Source organism: Viridibacillus soli (genome assembly GCF_016612995.1).
Classification (GTDB): domain Bacteria; phylum Bacillota; class Bacilli; order Bacillales_A; family Planococcaceae; genus Viridibacillus; species Viridibacillus soli.
The window spans coordinates 208,953-227,827 of record NZ_JAEOAH010000006.1; the positions used below are offsets into that span (position 1 = coordinate 208,953).

Below are 18,875 nucleotides of genomic sequence, written 5' to 3' on the forward strand. Positions count from 1 at the left end.
TTGATAAGTTATTTATAAATCAAAAGGAGGAAATAAATTGAAAAAGTATTTTGGTTGGTCAACATATTTATTAATTGCATTGTTCGTCTTGACAGGTTGTGCTTCAAATGAAAAAGGTGCTAAAGACTTAGGCTTCTTCCATGAACATTTTGTAATCCCTTTTATGGATGGCATACACTTTTTGGCTCATCATTTAAATGGAAGCTATGGCTTAGCTATTGTTGCTATTACGCTAATTATCCGTTTACTTCTGTTACCACTGATGTTAAAAAACTATAAGGGTCAGAAGATGATGCAACTTAAAATGGCAAAAGTAAAACCTGAAATGGATGCTTTGCAGAAAAAAGCAAATGCATCAACTAACCAAGAAGAACAAATGAAATATCAACAAGAGATATTTTCTCTCTATAAGAAAAGCGATATTTCAATTATGAATTTGGGTTGTCTTCCATTACTCATTCAAATGCCCATCTTAATGGCACTTTATCTCGCAATACGAGGAGATCAATTAATTGCAACGCAGAATTTCCTTTGGTTTAATCTTGGAACACCAGATCTTATTATGACTTTGTTGGCTGGAGCACTTTACTTTCTGCAATCCCAATCTTCCCTAAAAGGCATGAATGGAGAACAACAAAAGCAAATGCGTATAATGGGTTTACTATCTCCCATAATGATTATGATATTTAGTTTTAGCAGTCCATCCGTTCTTCCCTTATACTGGGCAGTTGGTGCATTAGTGCTGATTTTGCAGCAATTTATTTCGCATAATTATATTAAAATTCCCGATAAATAATTAAATAATAGAAAAATTATTAAAAGGATGGAACTAATCCATCCTTTTTATTCCTTACTAAATTCTATTGTGCTTCTTACTGTATCAATTGGACGCACTAATTTTTCAATTTTTTCACGTTTTGGTTCTAAGAATGGAGGTAAAGATAATTTCTCTCCAAGCGTTTCATAAGGCTCATCTCCCATAAATCCAGGGCCATCTGTTGCAAATTCAAATAAAATTCCAGGCGCAACTCTTACGTATAATGACTCGAAAAAGTGACGATTAACATAGCCAGACGTATTAAATCCAAAACCTTCTATCCGTTTAATCCATTCTTCCAAAACAGAACGGTCTTCAACACGGAATGCAGTATGATGTACTGTACCAAAACCTTGTTGTCCTTGAGGAAGAATCGTATTATGTTCGACAATTACTTGTGCACCATTTCCTCCTTCACCAACTTCAAACAAATGAAATGATTCTTCTTTAGCTATTTCTTTAAACAGTAGAACTTTCTCCATCATTTCTTTAAAATATTCAAAATTAGCGATACGAATAAAAATCGGCCCTAAGCCTGTAATTGCATATTCTAGAGGGACAGGCCCACTTTGCCACGGTGTACCAGAAGCAACACCCTTATTAATTTCATCAGAAATCAATTGATATTGTTGATCATCAAAATCAACAAATGATAGCGTCTTTTTACCAAATTGCTCGCTAACTCCAGTATGTGTTACTTCTAATCGGTCAAAACGTTTTACCCAGTAATCTAATGCCATGTCGCTTGGTACACGGAAAGATGTTTTTGATATCTCATTTGTACCATGTACACCTTTAGGAATACCAGGAAAATCGAAGAAAGTCATATCTGTCCCTGCATTACCTGCGTCATCCGCAAAAAATAAATGATACGTTTGGATATCATCTTGGTTAACTGTTTTCTTTACTAAGCGCATACCTAAAACATAAGTGAAAAATTCATAATTCTTTTCTGCACTACTCGTAATAGCTGTTACGTGGTGAATTCCTTTTAAGTGGTTCATTTTCCATTCCTCCAAAATAATAGTTAATACTCTAATTCTATATATCTCGATTTCAATGTATATGATAAAAAAATTACATTTTCTTTGCGTGATGACCAACTTTTTTTAGCAGATTAATGATAACTTCTACTTCATCCTCAGATAATTCATCAAAGATAGCTTCCACTTTCTTTTCATGTTCTGGAAACGCCTTATCTATAAAAGCTTTTCCCGATTCTGTAATGACCGCATAAGTTACTCGACGATCATCAGGACATGCTTTGCGACGCACTAACTCTTTTTTTTCTAATTTATCTACTACGTAGGTAATACTACTACTCGTGATTAATATTTTTTTACCAATATATTGTATAGGTTGCTCACCTTTATGATAAAGCAATTCCAAAACAGCAAATTCAGTTTGGTGTAAACCATATTGAAGTATGTCTTTCCTTAAGACTTCTTGAACAGTTTGAGATGCTCGAAGCAATACTGTCAGTGCTTTAAGTTTATTATTTACTTGTATCATATTTAATTCCTTTCGAAGGATACAGTTATCTCAAATTAAAATATCTTGAATTAAAGATAAATTTATCAGAGATAATTAATACTGTCAACAATAGTGTTTTATTGTTGGTGCATTGGACAAATAATCACTATTATAAAATAGGTACCATTTACCAACGATATTAAAACCTTCTACATTCATTCAATAAAAAAAGCTTGTTTTGAAAAGGATTATTCAAAACAAGCTTTAAAATTATATAAATATGCTTCAATCGATCACTTTTATCAATTATATACTTAAATTGATCGGTAAATAAAACTTTTCTCCTCTATTCCGCTCTGTCTAATGTGCATTAGGAAACACTCTTTTTACCGTATTGGAAAATTCATTGAAAAACCCTTCAACTGGCTCGTTAGCCCTAACTTTTTCCCCATATTCATTCATTTGTTTCACAAAATCAGGGTTCAATGACACATACACATTTTTAAAATTAGCATTCGTAGCTCTTGCTTGATCTGCAATCTTATCCTCAATCTGTTTATTTCCATTAACGCCTTCTTTTAGCCTAATCGCCACGTACGCATTCTTATTCGTTACAAGAACATTTGCACTTTCCACTTCTTCCATTTCTGTAATTTTATCCGCTACATCATCCGCCAATTCTATTTTATTTTCATGATTAGTAGTCGGTGTTTTTTCTGTAGGTGTTTCTGTATTGTTGGTCGATTCATTTGCTCTGTTCTCTGTTACATTGGTCTCCGTATCATTTTTGACAGTCTCATCGACTTTTTTATTCGCCCCACATCCAGCTAAAGAACTTATGAGAAGCGCTGCTAAAGATATTTGTAATAATTTACTCAATTAAAATCCTCCTTTAAATATTTAAGTAAGGATAGAGTGCACTATTTTTTAATGATTATTCTTTGTTCGAACAGATATTTAAAAAATTTAATATAAATACACAACTTTTAACTATTTCGCACCGTATGATTTGTTTTAAACTACAAAAAATAGAAAATACATTAGAATTTTGCATCGCTTACTAAATTTTAAAATCACTAAGAAAGCTTCATTAATAACTGGAGAAAAATGTCGATAATAACAAAAGACTGTGAGAAAAGTCACACAAAATAAAACTACTTTTATTTATAATGAACGAACAATATATAAATAGATGTAAAACCATATACGAGGAGACTAACTATGAACAAAATGTACATGTCACTTAAACAAAAAGTAATTATCTTATGTACTCTTCTATTAATAATTCCTACAATTATCATTGGAATCAGTACATACACTACTTCAAAAAATGAACTAACTGAAGCTGGAAAAGAGGAGCTTCAGCAAAATACAAACATGGTCATCGCTATGATTTCTGTATTAAATCAAGAAGTTGAAGCTGGAAATCTTACCTTAGAAGAGGCGCAAGAAAAATTAAGAGTTCAATTATTCGGAAAAAAAGACGCTGACAATAAAAGACCTATAAATGATGAATATACAATCAGAGAAAGCGGTTTTGCTTATGCAATTGATGAAAATGCTGTTAACGTGATGGACCCACGAAACGAAGGTGCGGAACTCATGAATAAAGAAACAGAAGACGGCATATTAATTGGAAAAGAGCTTTTAAAGGCTGGAGAAAAAGGCGGTTACATTACTTACAAATGGATGAATGCCAAAACAAATAAAATTGAAGGAAATATAGCATATGCCCAGAAAGAGCCTAATTGGGGATGGACTGTTACTACCAAATCATTTGAAAAAGAATTTAACAGCGGTGCCTCAAAAGTTGCTATCATGACTAGTATTATTGGGGTCGTAGCTATTATTATTGGCATCATTATCGCGTATATCTTTTCTAGTAGATTAACGAAACCAGTTATCCAAATTAGTCGCGAACTAAATCGAACAGCTTCTGGTGATTTTTCAGGGGCCGATGTAAAAGTTACTTCAAATGATGAAATTGGTCTACTGACAAATGATTATAATACTATGAAATCGAATATGAAGGCGCTTCTTATTCAAATTAATCAATCATCAGAGCATGTAGCATCTTCATCTGAACAACTAACCGCTGTCGCAGATGAAACTAGCAAAGCTACAGAAGAAATAACAAATTCAATACAGCTTATCGCAAACGGCTCAGAAGAAAGTACAAACAGTCTACTAGAAAGTTCACAATCTCTCGAAGAGGTGACTTTAGCAATTCAAAATTTAGCTGAAAACTCTGCAGATATTTCTGAAGCTGGCACAATGATTACTACACAAGCGCAACAAGGAAATATGTACGTTGAACAAACAGTAAAACAAATTAACTCCATCAATCAAAAAGTAAATGAAAGCGGTGAAGTACTGCAGTTACTTGATTCAAGCTCAAATGAAATAGGAGAGATTTCTAAAGTAATTACTGATATTGCTGATCAAACGAATTTACTAGCGTTAAACGCTGCCATCGAAGCCGCACGTGCAGGTGAACATGGTAAAGGATTTGCTGTCGTTGCAGAGGAAGTTCGTAAACTTGCGGAACAATCTCAAAAATCTTCTCAGCAAATCTCAAATTTAATAAAAGATATTCAACTAAACATGTCTCGCTCTACAGAATCGATGAATCACGTTAAAGTAGAGGTACAAGATGGACTAGCTATTGTCAGCAAAACAGACACAAGCTTTAAGGAAATCGTCGATGAGTTGCAAGATATGAAAGAAAAAGTAACGGATATGGCCGCTACTGTAGAAGAAATGTCCGCTAGTGCTCAAGAAGTAGCTGCTACTGTCCTAAACAATACACACGCCACAAAAGAAGCTTCTGAGCATTCTCAAAGAGTTGCTGCAACAACAGAAGAACAATTAGCAGCAATGCAAGAAGTCACTTCTTCTACAAAATCATTATCTAAGCTTGCTGTTGAATTGCAAGATTTAGTTAGCAAATTCAAAATGTAGTATTACTCATAATAGAAAATCTAAAGGCGGCTTTTCGTTAAATATAAAACGAAAACCGCCTTTATTTGCATTTTTTATATCGGCATCTGTAATTAGATATATCTATATCAACAACAAAAATAATATAAATGTGATTTATTCTTAAAATTTTATTAATTACACGTGTTTACAGATTGATAGAAGCGGTACAAAAATTTTTACGTTTAAGCTATTTAGTCAAGTTTCTCATCAACCATTCAACTGGACCTCTTGAGAATTTCTGTTTCCAAAGTGTACTAAATACAATACATAAAATATAGAACAGAATGCAATAGCCATATATAACGAATAGCGATGGGTGCTCAGCTTGACAAATCCATTCTAAAAAACTAACTCCAATGAGGATATGTGCGATATAATGCGTTAATGTCATCTGCCCAGAGGCAATGATGGATGTAACAAGCTTACTTTTGGTATATCGCTCAGTGATGTATAGGGTAGCTATTAAAATGATTAAGGCTGAACCACTCGCAGAAATAATATAAAGAATACTTGGTAAAATAGGTCCTGTATTAAACAAAAATTCCGCTACTTCTGTAGTTAAAGCAGAGGCAGTTTGAGCTATCAGCGCTTTCGACAAAATCTCTGCAATCGCAAGACTTATTATCCCTAACAACAATAGCTTACGGCGCGTCTGGTTACTTTTTAAGTCAAGGCTGCCAATAACGAAACCAATTAATACAAAAGCAAACCATGGAAAAATTGGGTGATAGCCATTGAAGAATAGATTACGCAAAAATCCACTAATAGTCCAAAAATCTACATACTTCATATACAATGCTTCAGGTTGCCAGCCTACAAACATATCGAGTGTTATCTGCAAGCTTTGTGCGGCTAAAATAATGACTACCGCTATGAATAAGAGTACCCTTTTACGGAAGCCAATTAAGAACGCTATGAAAAATAAATAGCTGCCGTAATAGTGGAGGATATCACCGGTCCACCCGACTATATATAATCCCAAACCTGCTACAAATAGAAATAACGCTCGCTTCCAAATGACAATACGCATACCCTGAATCTGTTGATGATTGTTTCCTTCTCTAGCTCTGCGCGTCATTAACGCAATACCAATACCAGAAAGTAATACAAAAAGGGCTGATGCACGTCCTTCAAAAAGAAAAGTCAATCGTACTAACCAGTTAGGTCCATTAGTCTCTGCACCCGTAATAACAGAAAAATTCACAATGAACATGCCGAACATCGCTAATGAACGAGCCAAATCTAGACCCGTAATGCGAGCTTGCGTTTTACCCATGTAATCCATCCTCCAAGAAGACGAGTTGAACAGCTGTTTTCCATATATTTCGATAATCAACCGTATCATCAAGCATCATAAAATTCCCGATATTATCGATGACAAGAGCTAAAATATGCGCCTTTTCGGTTAAAGAATATAAAGGAATTAAACTCCAATCGGCAGCTTTTAATAATAGCTGCTCAAAGCCTTTTAAATAGTCCTGTTGCAATTCAATAAAGCGTCCCTTATAAGAATCATCTCTCGCAGCTAATGACAAAAATTCCTTCATCACATTGCCGAAATAAGGATCATTTGCTTGTTCTTGAATCATTTGAAAGCCAACTTCTATTAACTGTGTAGAGAATTGCTCCTGTGTAAAATGCTCAGCATTGAAAAAATGCTGGAAGCTAATTTCTGAACAAAATTGTTCAAATAGTTGATAGATCATATCGTTCTTTGAATCAAAATAATAATAGATGGATGGCTTTGAAATACCAACTTCCTTCGCAATGAGCGCAAAACTTGCCTTTTGAATACCGTGCTCCGCAATCAATTGATAAGTCGTATTCATAATAGCTAAACGTGTATCTGTATTTTTTTCCATATCAATTCTCCTTTTACCGACCTATCGTTAGGTAAATTATAAACCGGAATAAATCCCTTTTCAAGTATTAATTTCCAATAAAAAGAATAGGCCAAAATGATGTCATTTGCTGACTTCATTTTGGCTTTGTATAGGAAGTAATTTGAATAAGAACTTATTCCACAACGCTAATCAGCTCAATATGTTCTCACAGGCGAAATGAGCTGAATATAAGAAGGGTTTTCTAAAGGTTCTATTAAGACCGGTCTCATTGGACCACTAAAACTTAATTTAACTTCTTTTTCTTTAACCGCCTTTAAGGCATCTAATAAAAAATTCCCATCGAGTGAAATACTCAAATCCGTTTCACCAACAATCTTCTTGATAGTTTGTGTTTCTACTATTTCTCCTATTTCTAATGAGTTAGAAGATATCTGAATTTTATTACCATCTTTGATTTCTAATTGAACATTATTATTTCTCCATTCACTTGCAAATAAATAAGCTCTATCAATACCTTGTAAGAATTGAATTGTATCAAGAATTATGCCTGTTTTGTAATGTGCTGAAAATAACCCCGAGACGTTAGGATAATTCCCTTCTATCAATCTTGAAAAAAGTGAAATATTATTTGATTTAAATACTATGTAACTTTCTATTAAGTAAATATGTATCATACCTAATCCATTATTAAACAGCTTGGAAAGCTCATTTAGGTTTGCACTTGGAACAATGAAAGAACCATTAATATTTGATTCTATAGCAAGCTCTCTTAAAGCTAAACGATGTGAATTCGTTGCAACGCAGGTAAAGCGATTTTTATCAAATAACATATTAACTCCCGTTAAGACAGGCCTAGTTCCACTCTTTGAGACTGCAAATATAGTTTGTTTAATCATTTCATTTAATTCAATACTAGGAATTTCAAGGTGTTTAGTCCCGTCAATATGAGGAAGTCTAGGATACTCTTTAGAATTAAATCCTTTTAAATTTGTTGAAACCTCTCCAGAACGGATAGTCACTATTTGTTGCTCATTTACTTTTACAAAAATATCTTGAGGTAACTTTTTAACAATTTCACCTAAATATTTTGCAGAAATCACAATACAACCTGTATTAATAACTTCCAATACCTTTACTCCATTAATAAATAAAGGAATAACCTTTTCGATAAAAAAATCAGCATTGCTTCCAACAAGAATTAAGCATTCACTATTCGCTACAATCTTAATGCACTCCAAAATAGGTAAAGGCGATTTTCTAGATACTGCTTTATTGACTTCTGTTATGGCTTTGTAAAAGCATTCGTTATTTATTTTAAATTCCATAGTAATCCATCCTATATATGTCGTTAGTAAAACTAATTCGACAATATATTAGAAAATACCTCTTCTTTTTTACTACACTAACTCTATTTTGACATGGAAAAGGAGCATCCTTCCAATAACCTGTAACTGTATTCGCACTATAGTATTTTTATTGATCCCAAAAGAACATAAGAATTCTATTTAATATGACTATAGATCCATAAATCCAAGCTAATTCCACTTTTTTAAGGTTCAAGAGTAATAAAATCGGCATCAAGAAGATACAGAATTCCAGCAATAGATGGAGAGGTGCCAATAGTTGGATATCGGCTTTTGGAGAACCAAATATTCCCCAAATAATAGCTATTCCCAATGGAATAACAATGCTTAAAATACCTTTCATAATATTTGTGTTTCCTATTCGAAACCCCCAATAACTATACACAGCAAGTGCACACAGTTCTAATATAAACCGAAGCAATAAGTTTAACAGTTTGAATCCTGCAAGAAAGGCTATCAAAATTATTCCCCCTGTAAATATTCATCCTCATTGCTAACAACTGTATGAATACCCTCTATAAAAGTATTGATTAGAATTGAAAAACTTTTATTGATATCAAGTGGCATTCCGAAGCCACCCATTTGTTCAATAGAAGTAAACCCATGTAAAATACTGCGTAATCCTCTGACCATGTGAATCGCAATTTCTTCTTGCAAATTGTAAGCTTGGAGCACTTGGAGAACAAGTTGTACGATTGACTCCTGCGCTTGTTGTAATTCTTTATCATTAGCATCAGGAAAACGAGTGGTCGCGTCATACAACCCAGGGTGAATTCTTACAAATTGAATATATGCCTCACTTACTGAACGTATCGCGTCATCACCCGAGCGTCCGACTGCCGCCTGAAGCATATATTCATTAAGTTTTTTAACTCCATCTAGTGCTAATTTCTGTTTCAATCCATTTAAACCGTTAATATGGTTGTATAAAGATGGGGGGCGTATTTGCAATTCTTCGGCCAATGAACCTAATGAAAGCTGATCTAATCCCTTTTCATCAACTAGTTTTGTTGCCTTTTGCAAAATAATAGATAAATCTAACTTCATACGACGAGTCATCACATTTTCACTTCCTATTTTGTTGAAATTTTATCTCTGCTTCTGCTACTGCCCGATCTATTTTATCTGCTGGTTGCTCCAACATTTTTCCGTGACCTACAGCAAGTAAGCTTGGATTATAACTACTTAATTTCTTAGCGCTTTCAAGAGCTGTGAGTTTATCCCATGTTCCAAAGGCTGGAAATGGAAACAAAGGTTTAATCATTCCAGCCACCGCTATACCACCTCGAGTTTGTAAAGCATCTCCAGCAATTAAACTACGGTTCCGAGTGTCTAGAAGGGTTATGGAGCCTGGTGTATGGCCTGGTGTATAAATAACTTCCAATGAACCAATACGATTGCCATTTTCGAGTAATAAATCTGGTTTGGTTTTAATGCTTTTAGAAACTCCACCACGGATTGGGGAGTTTGCTTCATTTGGCAATAAGGTAGTATTTCCAGCCAATAGCAGGGCGTCTCTAGAGGAAATGCTTACTTGAGCATCTGGCAATAATTCTTTTAAGGTATCTAGTGCACCAATATGATCATCGTGAGCATGAGTGAGTATTATTCTTGTAATCGGTTTTCCAATATTTTTGGCAGCCTTTATTATACCCTTTGCACTATAAGCTAGGGCTGCATCGATTAATGTAAGTTCATTTTCCTCTTCCACCAAATAACAATTAATCGGAAATAAACGTGGCATGAAAGACAGTTGATATACTGTACCAATCTTAGTAATTCTCATCCTTTATCAAACCCCTTTTAATGTTAATTAATTACATTACTATTTTTACTAATTGAATTAGTTTTTACAACTATATACTGTATGTAAAAAAACTTCTGATTTATAGGCGACGAATATAAATAACACCGTTCTAAATTCGAGCGGTGTTGAAGTAAAGGAACTATTTATTTTAAAGGACTCAGTTTTAAGATGGTGTGTAGTTCAAAATTTCATTAACAAATGCCATTATTAATAATGGATAATATTTGGTGGTCTTCCCATCTTCCGTTAATTCTAGCGTTTTCTTTTGCAATGCCTTCTTTATAAAACCCTACTTTTTCTAACACCTTAATAGACGCTCCATTACGCGGCATGACTCCAGCTTCAATACGATGTAACTTTAATTCATTAAACACGTAATATACGGCCAGTTTTACAGCTTCTGTCGTATATCCTTTCCCATTCTGCATTTTGTCTAAATAATATCCAATCCAACAGCTCTGTAAATCACCTTGTACAACTTCAGATAACGTAATATTTCCAATTAAACGCTTGTCTTCAGTAAGAAAAATACCAAAAGAATAAAGAGTACCCTGCTCAGCAAGTGAAATACTTCTTTCAATACGCTTTACTTGCCCATCAATTATATAAAATTTTTCATCTTTTAATGGTGTGTAGAGTTGAAAAAACTCTTTATTCTCTGTTTCTAGCTTAAGTAAAGCCTCCACTTCCATAATTGTTAATAGCCTAATAAATATCTCTTGTTTTCTCTCCATACTTCTTCCTCTCCTTTGAAAACAAAAAACACAGGAAATTCCTATGTTTTTTAGTCACTACTTTTATGCAATTAATTTTTCGTCAACAGCAGGAGAAGATTCATGCCCTTTAGAACGAAATGCTACAAAAAACCAAATTGAATTAATAATGATATCTAAGCTACCAACAATAAATACTCCTATTAATTGAGGAATGTTATTTTGCGCTAAGCCAATAACAACACTACTTCCTAATATTGCTACGAAAATAAATAAGCCCAACGCGCAGAGAACAGCCATAACATATTTCATCCACTTCATACCAGCAATATATATTAATAAAGGTATGACATAAAAGACAAGTATCTTCCCTACCGACATCCACATATCAAGTGAGCCAAACTTATTCGCGTTAGGACCCAATTTCGATAGTGGTGATAGTGAAATGGTAACTAGAAGAATGCTAAATAATACGGCAGAAAATATGGTCATTATAATAGTGCTCTTTTTATTACTCATTAAAAAACCTCCATTTTAATTTTTACTGCTTAAATTAAAGGTTATACACATACATTAATTACTAATTATATTGCGTGTTTCTAAATAATAAGCCCAATATTTTGCTATAGTTTTATTTAGAATTAAATTAAAAACACTTTACACTAACGCATTCTATGGTAAATAAAATAAATCCATTTCGAGATTAATCGAAATGGATTTATTTATAGAATATTATTATTTTGTTTAGCTTTTTATAAAGTGTTGGTGATAGGCACTCTCTCATAATTTATTGTATGGAAAGAAACAAACCCCAGTGTATTTATCTATAATTGTTATGGGTTGGCTGAAACAAGTCCTCATTACTATTTCTAACTACAGAAAAACAATCTACATTATAGTGACCATGAAGTATTTCATTATGATGACTTATTATCTTTTCAGCAGATAAGGTTGGAGAGTCTGTTGTTGAATGCCCATCTTCCACTAAAGTTACATCAAAATGATTTATTGTTGCAGTTCTAACAGCTGTATCAATACAATGTTCTGTTTTACATCCCATAATAACTAAGTGTTTGATTTCATGATCCTTTAAAAAGTCCATTAATGGCGTTCCATAAAATGAATTCGTAGCCTCTTTATCAAATAATTTTGAAGCGGGCGGCACTTTAATTGCCTCATGAATTTGAAATCCTTTACCTACACCATCAGCCACATCTTTATCTCTCACAAAAACTACTAATGCATTTGATTCTACGGCTTTATTTATAACTGAATTGATATTATTCAGCAGATTTTCTTTATTCAAAACACTTTGCTCTTTTTCGTTTCCATCAATTAATTCTTGTTGAGCATCAATCACTAGTAAAGCTTGATTCAATAGCAAAACCCCTTCTCATTCTAATTTAAATATCTGTTCCCTCAAGCCATCTTCTACTGTTATCATTCATAATTACAGCCTCCCTTTTGTAAGGTTAAAAACACCATATGATTTAAATTATGTTTCACTTTCTAATTCGTTATCGCATCATTACAATCCTCCTTTTCATTGGAAAATTATCTTTATTATTCTAATATTTTTTATAAGCATTGGTTTTTAGGATAAAAACAGTAATTATCAAATAGCTTTAAATCTAAAACGACTTGTTTCAAAAAGTCCTATGTGGCTAGGCGATAAAATTTTCTGTGCCACTTGAATCATATGGAGTCTTTCGTATTCATCTAAAATTTTTTTCAACTCTAGATGTTCTTCTTTTGACATAAAAACACCCCATTAGATAATCCTATCTAATGGGGCAAAACAATCGAGCCTAATTTTAAATATACAGCATCCAGTTTGGTGCTCTTTTCATATGAATTATAAGCTGTTGATAGTCGCTCTAATTTTTAACTTCTTGATTTCCACTGTCAATAAGCTCCGATATGGTTACAAATTTATAGCCCTGCTTTTGAAGTTCCGGTAATATTTCTTCAAGCGCTTTGATAGTCTGAGCCCGGTTACCTCCTCCATCGTGAAACAAGATAACATCACCAGGCTCCGTACTTTTTAATACCTTATTTACAATCCTTTTGACACCAGGCCTTTTCCAATCTTCCGTATCTTGATGCCAAGACCACATTACTACTTTATAGCCATTTTTCGCAGCAGCATTTATCATGTTGTCATTATATTGGCCGCCTACAGGCCGATATAATACTGGATAAAAACCTGTAATACTATAAATAATATTATTCGTCTTTTTTAATTCTTTTTCCAATTTCTTTACTGATGTCTTAAATGGATGTGTATAAGTATGATTTGCTAATTCATGTCCTTCACTATATTCCCTTAGAACAAGCTCCGGATGTTTTTCTGCATTTTCTCCTATAACAAAGAAAGTAGCTTTAGCATCATATTTAGCCAAGATATCTAAAATTTCTCCTGTGTATTTTGGATGCGGGCCATCGTCAAATGTAATGGCGATAATCTTCTCCTCAGTTTTAATATCCCAAAGCATTTGCCCTGTTTCTTCATAATATGGCCTTCCCTTGTCAGCAGCATTACTAAAGCCAACGTAAAATATTGAGATGATTAAAACGCAAGCAGTTAGAAATAAAATATTGTTACGTGTCAATACATCACCTACCAAGCTTAATAATTATTACAAAGAACACCGTTGTCTTAATATTTACCGAATGCAATAAATTATACTGTCAAAAGATTATATATATACTGACCAGGTTACATTGATTAAACATTAAATGGTTAATTGAACAAGCCGAACACGAAGCCAATCTTCACATCTTTGAAAAGAAGATTGAAGTGCAATTAGATGTTCCTTTATCCGAACTTCGTGCTAAAATCCCACAAGATCCGGCATGGGGTGCAGAAAAATAGTGAAGGAAGAAACATTTTTTGGTATGGCTATAAGGCTCACTTAGCAGTTGGCACTACAAGCCAATATATCCTTCAATCTGTCTTTTCTTCTGGCAGTTTGAAGAATGGAACAGCGGCGATTCCTTTATTAAAGGGCATTCAAGAGCGTGTATCTTTGCCTACTTTGTTCCTTGAAGCAATGGATACAGTATACGGTTACGAGCCTATTTATATGCAAATTCATCGCATGGGCAATCAATCTTTAAATCTATCGTAATTTTCACTTTGTATTTCTTTTGACAGAGACCTTCATTCGCCAAAGGGCTATCTTTACATTCCTTTGGTCGTGTATATTTGAGAGTTTCGTACTTTTTATCAAAGCTATCGTAATGATACGAATGTTCACGGAAACAAGTAGGGGCGAAATGTTGTTTATCAAAACCTATCGGTTCAGGCTCATTGCGCTTATTATAAGCAATTACAAGACGATACACAGCATCAGCTCGGGGCCCCAAAGTTTGGAAAATAATATTTAAACGCCGTATAGCTGTAGAACGTGCGAATGCTTATCTCAAAGAATATTTCCAATTAAACAATGTTCGTTATCGTACTGGGAAACGCGCCAAAGTTCATTTTGACCTCGTTACTTTAGTTTATAATGCATCAAAACTAGCTGCCAATCGTATCAATGTTATGTTAAATCAACATCAAGCTGCATAAACTTGAAAAATTTTTAATGAATCGAAATTCTGCAGGTCTGTGTTTCTTTAAAATACGGAATTATAAAATTGATTCTTATAATAATAAATACACCTTATAATGGTCTACATAAATATTCATTAAATTTGTGTTTAACGCGAGGTTTATTCATTCTCCCTTTTTCATTCATTGTTCCAATGTCTGTTAACATTCTCGATTTTGGAGAATTAATAATAAAAACCGAACGACGGATGTAAGGTTCCGGCATTCGGCTTTAATTATTCTTCAATGATTGAATTTAACTCTTCATTACACTATCCACTTTGCACAGCAGCGCTTCTAATTCCTTATATTCGATGAGTACCGGTTTCTCAGGGAAATTGGGATTAATCGAACATAAGGAGCACTTATATAGAGGATCGATATCATATTGTTTCACTAAATTGGGTGAAAGATGATCTTGCCTGATTATGTGGATTTGATCTTTTCCGGCTTTCTTAACGGTAAAGGCATTCAAATTGACTGAAAGCCCTGTTCCCAATGCTTTGACGTAACTTTCTTTTATCGTCCATAATTCAAAGAAATACTCTAGCTTTCTGGAGGCATCTATTTTCCGCAAGTCTTCATTTTCTTCTTCTGAAAAGAAGTTTTTAGCGATCGTAAAGTCTATAGGCTTAATCAATTCGATATCAATTCCCAAAGGAATTTCGTCGACTGCACAGACAATCCAATTTCCTGCATGGGAAATATTAAAAGAAAATTTGGGAAAGCCGTGAACATACGGCTTTCCATATGGGTTATTGAAAAATTTAATATCTTCGTTTGAAACCTGATATTTATCCATTAAGAGGTGTCTGACCAGAAGATCAGCAAATAAGGTTCTATAGGCATCTTCCGGTTTATAAAACCGCTCAATTTTCCTCTGTTTTTCTGTGGAAACCAGCTGCAATAAGTCTGTATACGAATGATAATCTATTTGATCAGGAATACGGAATGCATATAATTCGATCATTTTCGGTTTCTCCTTTCTCTTATTTCCCAATCATTTAAAGAACTTGATATACTGCTGGTTCCTTTATTATTTTATCCTTTGGCGACGTCGACCCGTTTAAAACCAATGATCAAGAAGAACAACAGTGCAAAGGCAAGCATGACGAGAATATCTATATTAATAGATGCCAGCGTTCCGCCGTTCAGGACTTCTTTGACAGCCCGAAGGAACCATGTGGTTGGTACGAAGTTGCTGATGGTCTGCAGAAATTCAGGCATGACATTCCGCGGCCAGAAGACACCGCCAAGCATACACATCGGTACAATCAGCAATGCTGACATCGCGTTGGCTTGTTTGACATTCTGACAGATCATACTGATACCGACTCCTAACGATACACAGACAATAGAGAAAACGAAGAAGGCTGCGAACATCGTAGAAGATGAAACTAGATCGACTTTAAATCCTCTGACTAGGATCCGGAAGATGATAATGATCTGGATGGCAGATAAAACAATAAAGCTGGCAATATTCTGGACCATATAGCTTCTTTTGGTCAAAGGAGTAGAGAAGTACCTGGTAAAGACACCGGATTTTTTATCTTCTAAGATAAGGGTAGAAGCTGAAGTCATTAAAAACACCATGCTCATAGCAAGAAATCCTAAAGTGCTAAGGGTCTTTTCTTTATCTTGCTGGCTGCTGTCTAATCCTTTATATTCTGCACTAAAATTTCCTTTTTGATATTGGGCCAGTCCGTTATAAAATGCTGTGCTGTCCCCTTTTGAGTAGGCTGCAATATTTTTTGAGGCATTAAGAAAGCTCTTGGAGTATAATTCAAAAGGCCGTGATTCATTTGACTCCTTTATGCTATAGGCTTTCATCTTCACATCTTCATTCTGAATAATTTTATCGGTAAATCCTTTGTCAATGACCAAGGCATAATCAATTTTTGAATTGATCAGCTTATCTTGAATCTCACTTTTTTTCATTGGAATCAGTTCAGCTTTTTCTTTCATTGACTTTTTGAAAATTCTTGTGAACTCTGTATTGTCTTTATCTACATAGCCAACTTTGTACTTGCTTTCGCCCTGTGTGCCGCCGATTACCATTAATGCGAAGACAATAGGGAGAATCAACATAAAGATTAGGTTTCTTTTTTTGCGGAAAATTCGTTTTATATTATTTCGAAAAACTGTCATACAAACCGCCTCCTACTTGCAAAAAATGCACTGATAATAACACATGCTGTGATGGCCCATATCACTGATAAACATACTTGGCTCTGCAAGGCAGATCCGCCGTAAATATTATTGAAAATTGCTGTCTGTGCTAAGTAGTTTGGAGACAGATACATCAATTCTTCCAAATCGAGCTTCACATACCCGCCGGCAATGAAGGTCATGATCGGAATAGTAATAGCGAGAATCCCAGATGCGCGCATGGAGTCTTTTGTCAGAATAGCGACGAGTGCTCCAATGGAAGTAGCCATAAATGAAAGGGAAAATACAATGCCGAATATAGCCAAGTAGTTGGATCCCCAATTGGCATTAAATACGAGCTTTGAGATGAGGAAGACAATCGTAATCTGTAGCAGATTGGTAATCAGAATTCCAAACATCTGGCCGGCGATCAACTGCCAGTCAGAAACAGGCGATATTTTAATCCGTTCTCCCAGCTTACCGTGATAATATTCTGACATGCTTTCACTGGAGTAAATAGCTCCATACATCACACAAAGGATCAGCATGGTTACGGCATAGTAATCAATGGCCCTCGGCCTGTTTCCTGAAGCGGTTATTGTTTTATCTTCCACTAAATCAAAGCTTTTTAAGCCCACCGTTTTTTCTCCCATAGCTGTGACGGCCTGTACGGTATTTGCACCTTGAATGAAACTATCGACGATGTTATTCACGACCGTAATATGGTAATCGCCGTCGTTTGAGCTATAGACCTGAATGGGTTTGTCTTTATTTTCAACGATAGCTGCTGAATAGGTTGGATCGATGTAAATAAGCGACGTGACATCTCCTTTTTCAACCAGCTCTTTCCCTTTATGTAAGGATTTTACGATTTTTACATCCAGCAGTTCCTTTACTTCTTTTTGGTCCAAAAAGGCAGTAAAGTTTTGAGAAACTTCTCCTTGATCTGTATTGAGATAAGCTACTTTTGTCTGGTCGAGTTCGTCGGTAGCAAATACGTTGCTCAAAGCAGTACCTAAAATGACGATTAAGACGATCGGCATCAGCAGTTTGTTAATAAAGGATTTTTTATCCCTTACATTTCGAATAAGTGTACAGTATGCGACTGAAAAGAAATTCATTGTGCCCTCCCCCTAATCCCGTAGCTTTTTACCGGTCAACGTCAGGAATACATCTTCGAGCGAAGGATTTTCCACATCAATGGCAATGATCTCAGCGTTGTATTTGGTAATGGTTTCAATAACGAGGCTCAGGAATAAATCATTTTTTTGTTCATAGAGAATGGTCATAATTTGATTTTCTACTGTACAAGATTTAATCCCGTCTATTTGGTTCAGTTCGTCAATTAGATACTGAGTGACTTTTTTAAGTGTGATATCCATCCGTTTTTCCGAAGAAATTAATTTTTTTAATTCATCGCTAGTTCCCTGGGCAATTACTTCGCCATTATCCATAATGGCGATATTCCCACACACTTCTTCTACTTCTTCCATGTAGTGGGACGTGTAAATAATAGTCGAGCCACGCTTATTTAACTCTACAATAGACCGAAGAATATGATTTCTTGACTGAGGATCTACCCCCACTGTCGGTTCATCCATGATGATCAGCTTTGGCTGGTGAACAATCGCACAAGCAATGTTGAGCCTTCTTTTCATGCCGCCGGAAAATTTCTTCGGATACTCTTTTCTTCGATCCCACAATCCGGTAAATTCAAGAGCAGCTTGAACGCGCTCTTTTAATTCGGTTCCCCGCAACCCGTAAAGCCTTCCGAAAAATTCAACGTTCTCCTTAGCTTTTAAATCTTCAAATATCGCAATATCCTGGGGTACGAGGCCGATATTTTTATTGACTTTTTTACGATGCTTAGCTGTACTATCGCCTAATATCCGTATACTTCCGCTATTCGGGGAAGTTAAGCCGACCAGCGCATTAATGGTGGTGGTTTTTCCTGCTCCATTCGGTCCTAAAAAGCCAAAAATTTCACCTTCTTTGATGGATATATTGACATTATTAACGGCTTTTCGTTCTTTGAATTCTTTTACCAAATTCTCTATTTCAACGACCATTCTAATCTCTCCTTTGAAATCGTTTCTATATACTGTGTATAAAACAGGTTGATATATCAAATT

20 protein-coding genes and 1 pseudogene are annotated in these 18,875 nt (G+C 34.8%); 3 read left to right on the forward strand and 18 right to left on the reverse strand.

What is annotated here, in order from left to right; translation table 11 throughout:
• Positions 1-37 precede the first annotated feature (37 nt).
• Positions 38-796 (forward strand): membrane protein insertase YidC, encoded by a 759-nt coding sequence (gene yidC / locus JFL43_RS07575; RefSeq protein ID WP_200748523.1) that lies wholly within the window; start codon positions 38-40, stop codon positions 794-796.
• A 47-nt stretch (positions 797-843) separates the two neighbouring features.
• Here yidC and JFL43_RS07580 read toward each other — a convergent pair whose 3' ends face one another.
• The 3 genes from JFL43_RS07580 to JFL43_RS07590 form a co-directional block, all read right to left on the reverse strand.
• Positions 844-1,821, reverse strand: coding sequence for a ring-cleaving dioxygenase (locus JFL43_RS07580; RefSeq protein ID WP_200748524.1), 978 nt, complete (start codon positions 1,819-1,821; stop codon positions 844-846).
• A 73-nt stretch (positions 1,822-1,894) separates the two neighbouring features.
• Positions 1,895-2,329: a MarR family winged helix-turn-helix transcriptional regulator gene (locus JFL43_RS07585; RefSeq protein WP_200748525.1), complete on the reverse strand. Its 435-nt coding sequence runs from the start codon at positions 2,327-2,329 to the stop codon at positions 1,895-1,897.
• Positions 2,330-2,650: 321 nt separating this feature from the next.
• On the reverse strand, positions 2,651-3,169 hold the full coding sequence (locus JFL43_RS07590; protein WP_100795508.1) for a YhcN/YlaJ family sporulation lipoprotein: 519 nt from the start codon (positions 3,167-3,169) through the stop codon (positions 2,651-2,653).
• 342 nt (positions 3,170-3,511) lie between these two features.
• Here JFL43_RS07590 and JFL43_RS07595 point away from each other — a divergent pair, with 342 nt between their 5' ends.
• A complete protein-coding gene (locus tag JFL43_RS07595; RefSeq protein WP_200748526.1) occupies positions 3,512-5,251 on the forward strand; it encodes a methyl-accepting chemotaxis protein in 1,740 nt (579 codons plus the stop codon).
• 208 nt (positions 5,252-5,459) lie between these two features.
• Here JFL43_RS07595 and JFL43_RS07600 read toward each other — a convergent pair whose 3' ends face one another.
• From JFL43_RS07600 to JFL43_RS07650, 11 genes are all read right to left on the reverse strand, one after another.
• Positions 5,460-6,548 (reverse strand): DUF418 domain-containing protein, encoded by a 1,089-nt coding sequence (locus tag JFL43_RS07600; protein WP_200748527.1) that lies wholly within the window; start codon positions 6,546-6,548, stop codon positions 5,460-5,462.
• Entirely contained in the window at positions 6,541-7,134 is a 594-nt protein-coding gene (locus JFL43_RS07605) for a TetR/AcrR family transcriptional regulator (RefSeq protein ID WP_200748528.1), read from the reverse strand. The genes JFL43_RS07600 and JFL43_RS07605 overlap by 8 nt, the downstream gene beginning before the upstream one ends.
• 176 nt (positions 7,135-7,310) lie before the next feature.
• Positions 7,311-8,441 carry a DNA polymerase III subunit beta gene (gene dnaN, locus JFL43_RS07610; protein WP_200748529.1) on the reverse strand — a complete coding sequence of 377 codons (1,131 nt, stop codon included), beginning with the start codon at positions 8,439-8,441 and terminating at the stop codon, positions 7,311-7,313.
• Between the two features lie 148 nt (positions 8,442-8,589).
• Positions 8,590-8,940 carry a YrdB family protein gene (locus JFL43_RS07615; protein ID WP_234447647.1) on the reverse strand — a complete coding sequence of 117 codons (351 nt, stop codon included), beginning with the start codon at positions 8,938-8,940 and terminating at the stop codon, positions 8,590-8,592.
• A gap of 2 nt (positions 8,941-8,942) precedes the next feature.
• The gene (locus JFL43_RS07620) at positions 8,943-9,539 is read right to left on the reverse strand and encodes a TetR/AcrR family transcriptional regulator (RefSeq protein ID WP_200748530.1); all 597 of its coding nucleotides are present in this window, start codon (positions 9,537-9,539) and stop codon (positions 8,943-8,945) included.
• Positions 9,540-9,546: 7 nt separating this feature from the next.
• Complete coding sequence (locus tag JFL43_RS07625; RefSeq protein ID WP_100795504.1) at positions 9,547-10,266, reverse strand: MBL fold metallo-hydrolase; 720 nt, start codon at positions 10,264-10,266, stop codon at positions 9,547-9,549.
• Between the two features lie 212 nt (positions 10,267-10,478).
• Positions 10,479-11,021 carry a GNAT family N-acetyltransferase gene (locus JFL43_RS07630; RefSeq protein WP_200748531.1) on the reverse strand — a complete coding sequence of 181 codons (543 nt, stop codon included), beginning with the start codon at positions 11,019-11,021 and terminating at the stop codon, positions 10,479-10,481.
• A gap of 63 nt (positions 11,022-11,084) precedes the next feature.
• Entirely contained in the window at positions 11,085-11,519 is a 435-nt protein-coding gene (locus JFL43_RS07635; RefSeq protein WP_200748532.1) for a DUF5391 family protein, read from the reverse strand.
• A 301-nt stretch (positions 11,520-11,820) separates the two neighbouring features.
• Positions 11,821-12,378 (reverse strand): cysteine hydrolase family protein, encoded by a 558-nt coding sequence (locus JFL43_RS07640; RefSeq protein ID WP_200748533.1) that lies wholly within the window; start codon positions 12,376-12,378, stop codon positions 11,821-11,823.
• Positions 12,379-12,615: 237 nt separating this feature from the next.
• On the reverse strand, positions 12,616-12,759 hold the full coding sequence (locus JFL43_RS07645; RefSeq protein WP_200748534.1) for a hypothetical protein: 144 nt from the start codon (positions 12,757-12,759) through the stop codon (positions 12,616-12,618).
• A gap of 118 nt (positions 12,760-12,877) precedes the next feature.
• Positions 12,878-13,612 carry a polysaccharide deacetylase family protein gene (locus JFL43_RS07650; RefSeq protein WP_234447648.1) on the reverse strand — a complete coding sequence of 245 codons (735 nt, stop codon included), beginning with the start codon at positions 13,610-13,612 and terminating at the stop codon, positions 12,878-12,880.
• A gap of 125 nt (positions 13,613-13,737) precedes the next feature.
• Here JFL43_RS07650 and JFL43_RS23430 point away from each other — a divergent pair.
• A pseudogene (locus JFL43_RS23430) lies at positions 13,738-14,574 on the forward strand (transposase); the annotation flags it as partial.
• 277 nt (positions 14,575-14,851) lie between these two features.
• On the opposite strand, the gene JFL43_RS07670 reads toward JFL43_RS23430, so the two are convergent.
• The 4 genes from JFL43_RS07670 to JFL43_RS07685 all read right to left on the reverse strand — a co-directional run bounded on the left by JFL43_RS07670 (position 14,852) and on the right by JFL43_RS07685 (position 18,812).
• Positions 14,852-15,565 (reverse strand): 4'-phosphopantetheinyl transferase family protein, encoded by a 714-nt coding sequence (locus JFL43_RS07670; protein ID WP_200748535.1) that lies wholly within the window; start codon positions 15,563-15,565, stop codon positions 14,852-14,854.
• 71 nt (positions 15,566-15,636) lie between these two features.
• On the reverse strand, positions 15,637-16,743 hold the full coding sequence (locus JFL43_RS07675) for an ABC transporter permease (RefSeq protein WP_200748536.1): 1,107 nt from the start codon (positions 16,741-16,743) through the stop codon (positions 15,637-15,639).
• Positions 16,740-17,864: an ABC transporter permease gene (locus tag JFL43_RS07680; protein ID WP_200748537.1), complete on the reverse strand. Its 1,125-nt coding sequence runs from the start codon at positions 17,862-17,864 to the stop codon at positions 16,740-16,742. Before JFL43_RS07680 ends, JFL43_RS07675 begins: the two co-directional genes overlap by 4 nt.
• Before the next feature lie 12 nt (positions 17,865-17,876).
• Complete coding sequence (locus JFL43_RS07685; protein ID WP_200748538.1) at positions 17,877-18,812, reverse strand: ABC transporter ATP-binding protein; 936 nt, start codon at positions 18,810-18,812, stop codon at positions 17,877-17,879.
• Between the last annotated feature and the right edge of the window lie 63 nt (positions 18,813-18,875).

Excerpts from the sequence above, each read along its gene's own strand:
- JFL43_RS07580 (WP_200748524.1), bottom strand. The coding sequence starts at position 1,821 with ATGAACCACTTAAAAGGAATTCACCACGTAACAGCTATTACGAGTAGT.
- JFL43_RS07585 (WP_200748525.1), bottom strand. The coding sequence starts at position 2,329 with ATGATACAAGTAAATAATAAACTTAAAGCACTGACAGTATTGCTTCGA.
- JFL43_RS07595 (WP_200748526.1), top strand. The coding sequence starts at position 3,512 with ATGAACAAAATGTACATGTCACTTAAACAAAAAGTAATTATCTTATGT.
- JFL43_RS07600 (WP_200748527.1), bottom strand. The coding sequence starts at position 6,548 with ATGGGTAAAACGCAAGCTCGCATTACGGGTCTAGATTTGGCTCGTTCA.
- JFL43_RS07605 (WP_200748528.1), bottom strand. The coding sequence starts at position 7,134 with ATGGAAAAAAATACAGATACACGTTTAGCTATTATGAATACGACTTAT.
- dnaN (WP_200748529.1), bottom strand. The coding sequence starts at position 8,441 with ATGGAATTTAAAATAAATAACGAATGCTTTTACAAAGCCATAACAGAA.
- JFL43_RS07620 (WP_200748530.1), bottom strand. The coding sequence starts at position 9,539 with ATGACTCGTCGTATGAAGTTAGATTTATCTATTATTTTGCAAAAGGCA.
- JFL43_RS07625 (WP_100795504.1), bottom strand. The coding sequence starts at position 10,266 with ATGAGAATTACTAAGATTGGTACAGTATATCAACTGTCTTTCATGCCA.
- JFL43_RS07630 (WP_200748531.1), bottom strand. The coding sequence starts at position 11,021 with ATGGAGAGAAAACAAGAGATATTTATTAGGCTATTAACAATTATGGAA.
- JFL43_RS07635 (WP_200748532.1), bottom strand. The coding sequence starts at position 11,519 with ATGAGTAATAAAAAGAGCACTATTATAATGACCATATTTTCTGCCGTA.
- JFL43_RS07645 (WP_200748534.1), bottom strand. The coding sequence starts at position 12,759 with ATGTCAAAAGAAGAACATCTAGAGTTGAAAAAAATTTTAGATGAATAC.
- JFL43_RS07670 (WP_200748535.1), bottom strand. The coding sequence starts at position 15,565 with ATGATCGAATTATATGCATTCCGTATTCCTGATCAAATAGATTATCAT.
- JFL43_RS07675 (WP_200748536.1), bottom strand. The coding sequence starts at position 16,743 with ATGACAGTTTTTCGAAATAATATAAAACGAATTTTCCGCAAAAAAAGA.
- JFL43_RS07680 (WP_200748537.1), bottom strand. The coding sequence starts at position 17,864 with ATGAATTTCTTTTCAGTCGCATACTGTACACTTATTCGAAATGTAAGG.
- JFL43_RS07685 (WP_200748538.1), bottom strand. The coding sequence starts at position 18,812 with ATGGTCGTTGAAATAGAGAATTTGGTAAAAGAATTCAAAGAACGAAAA.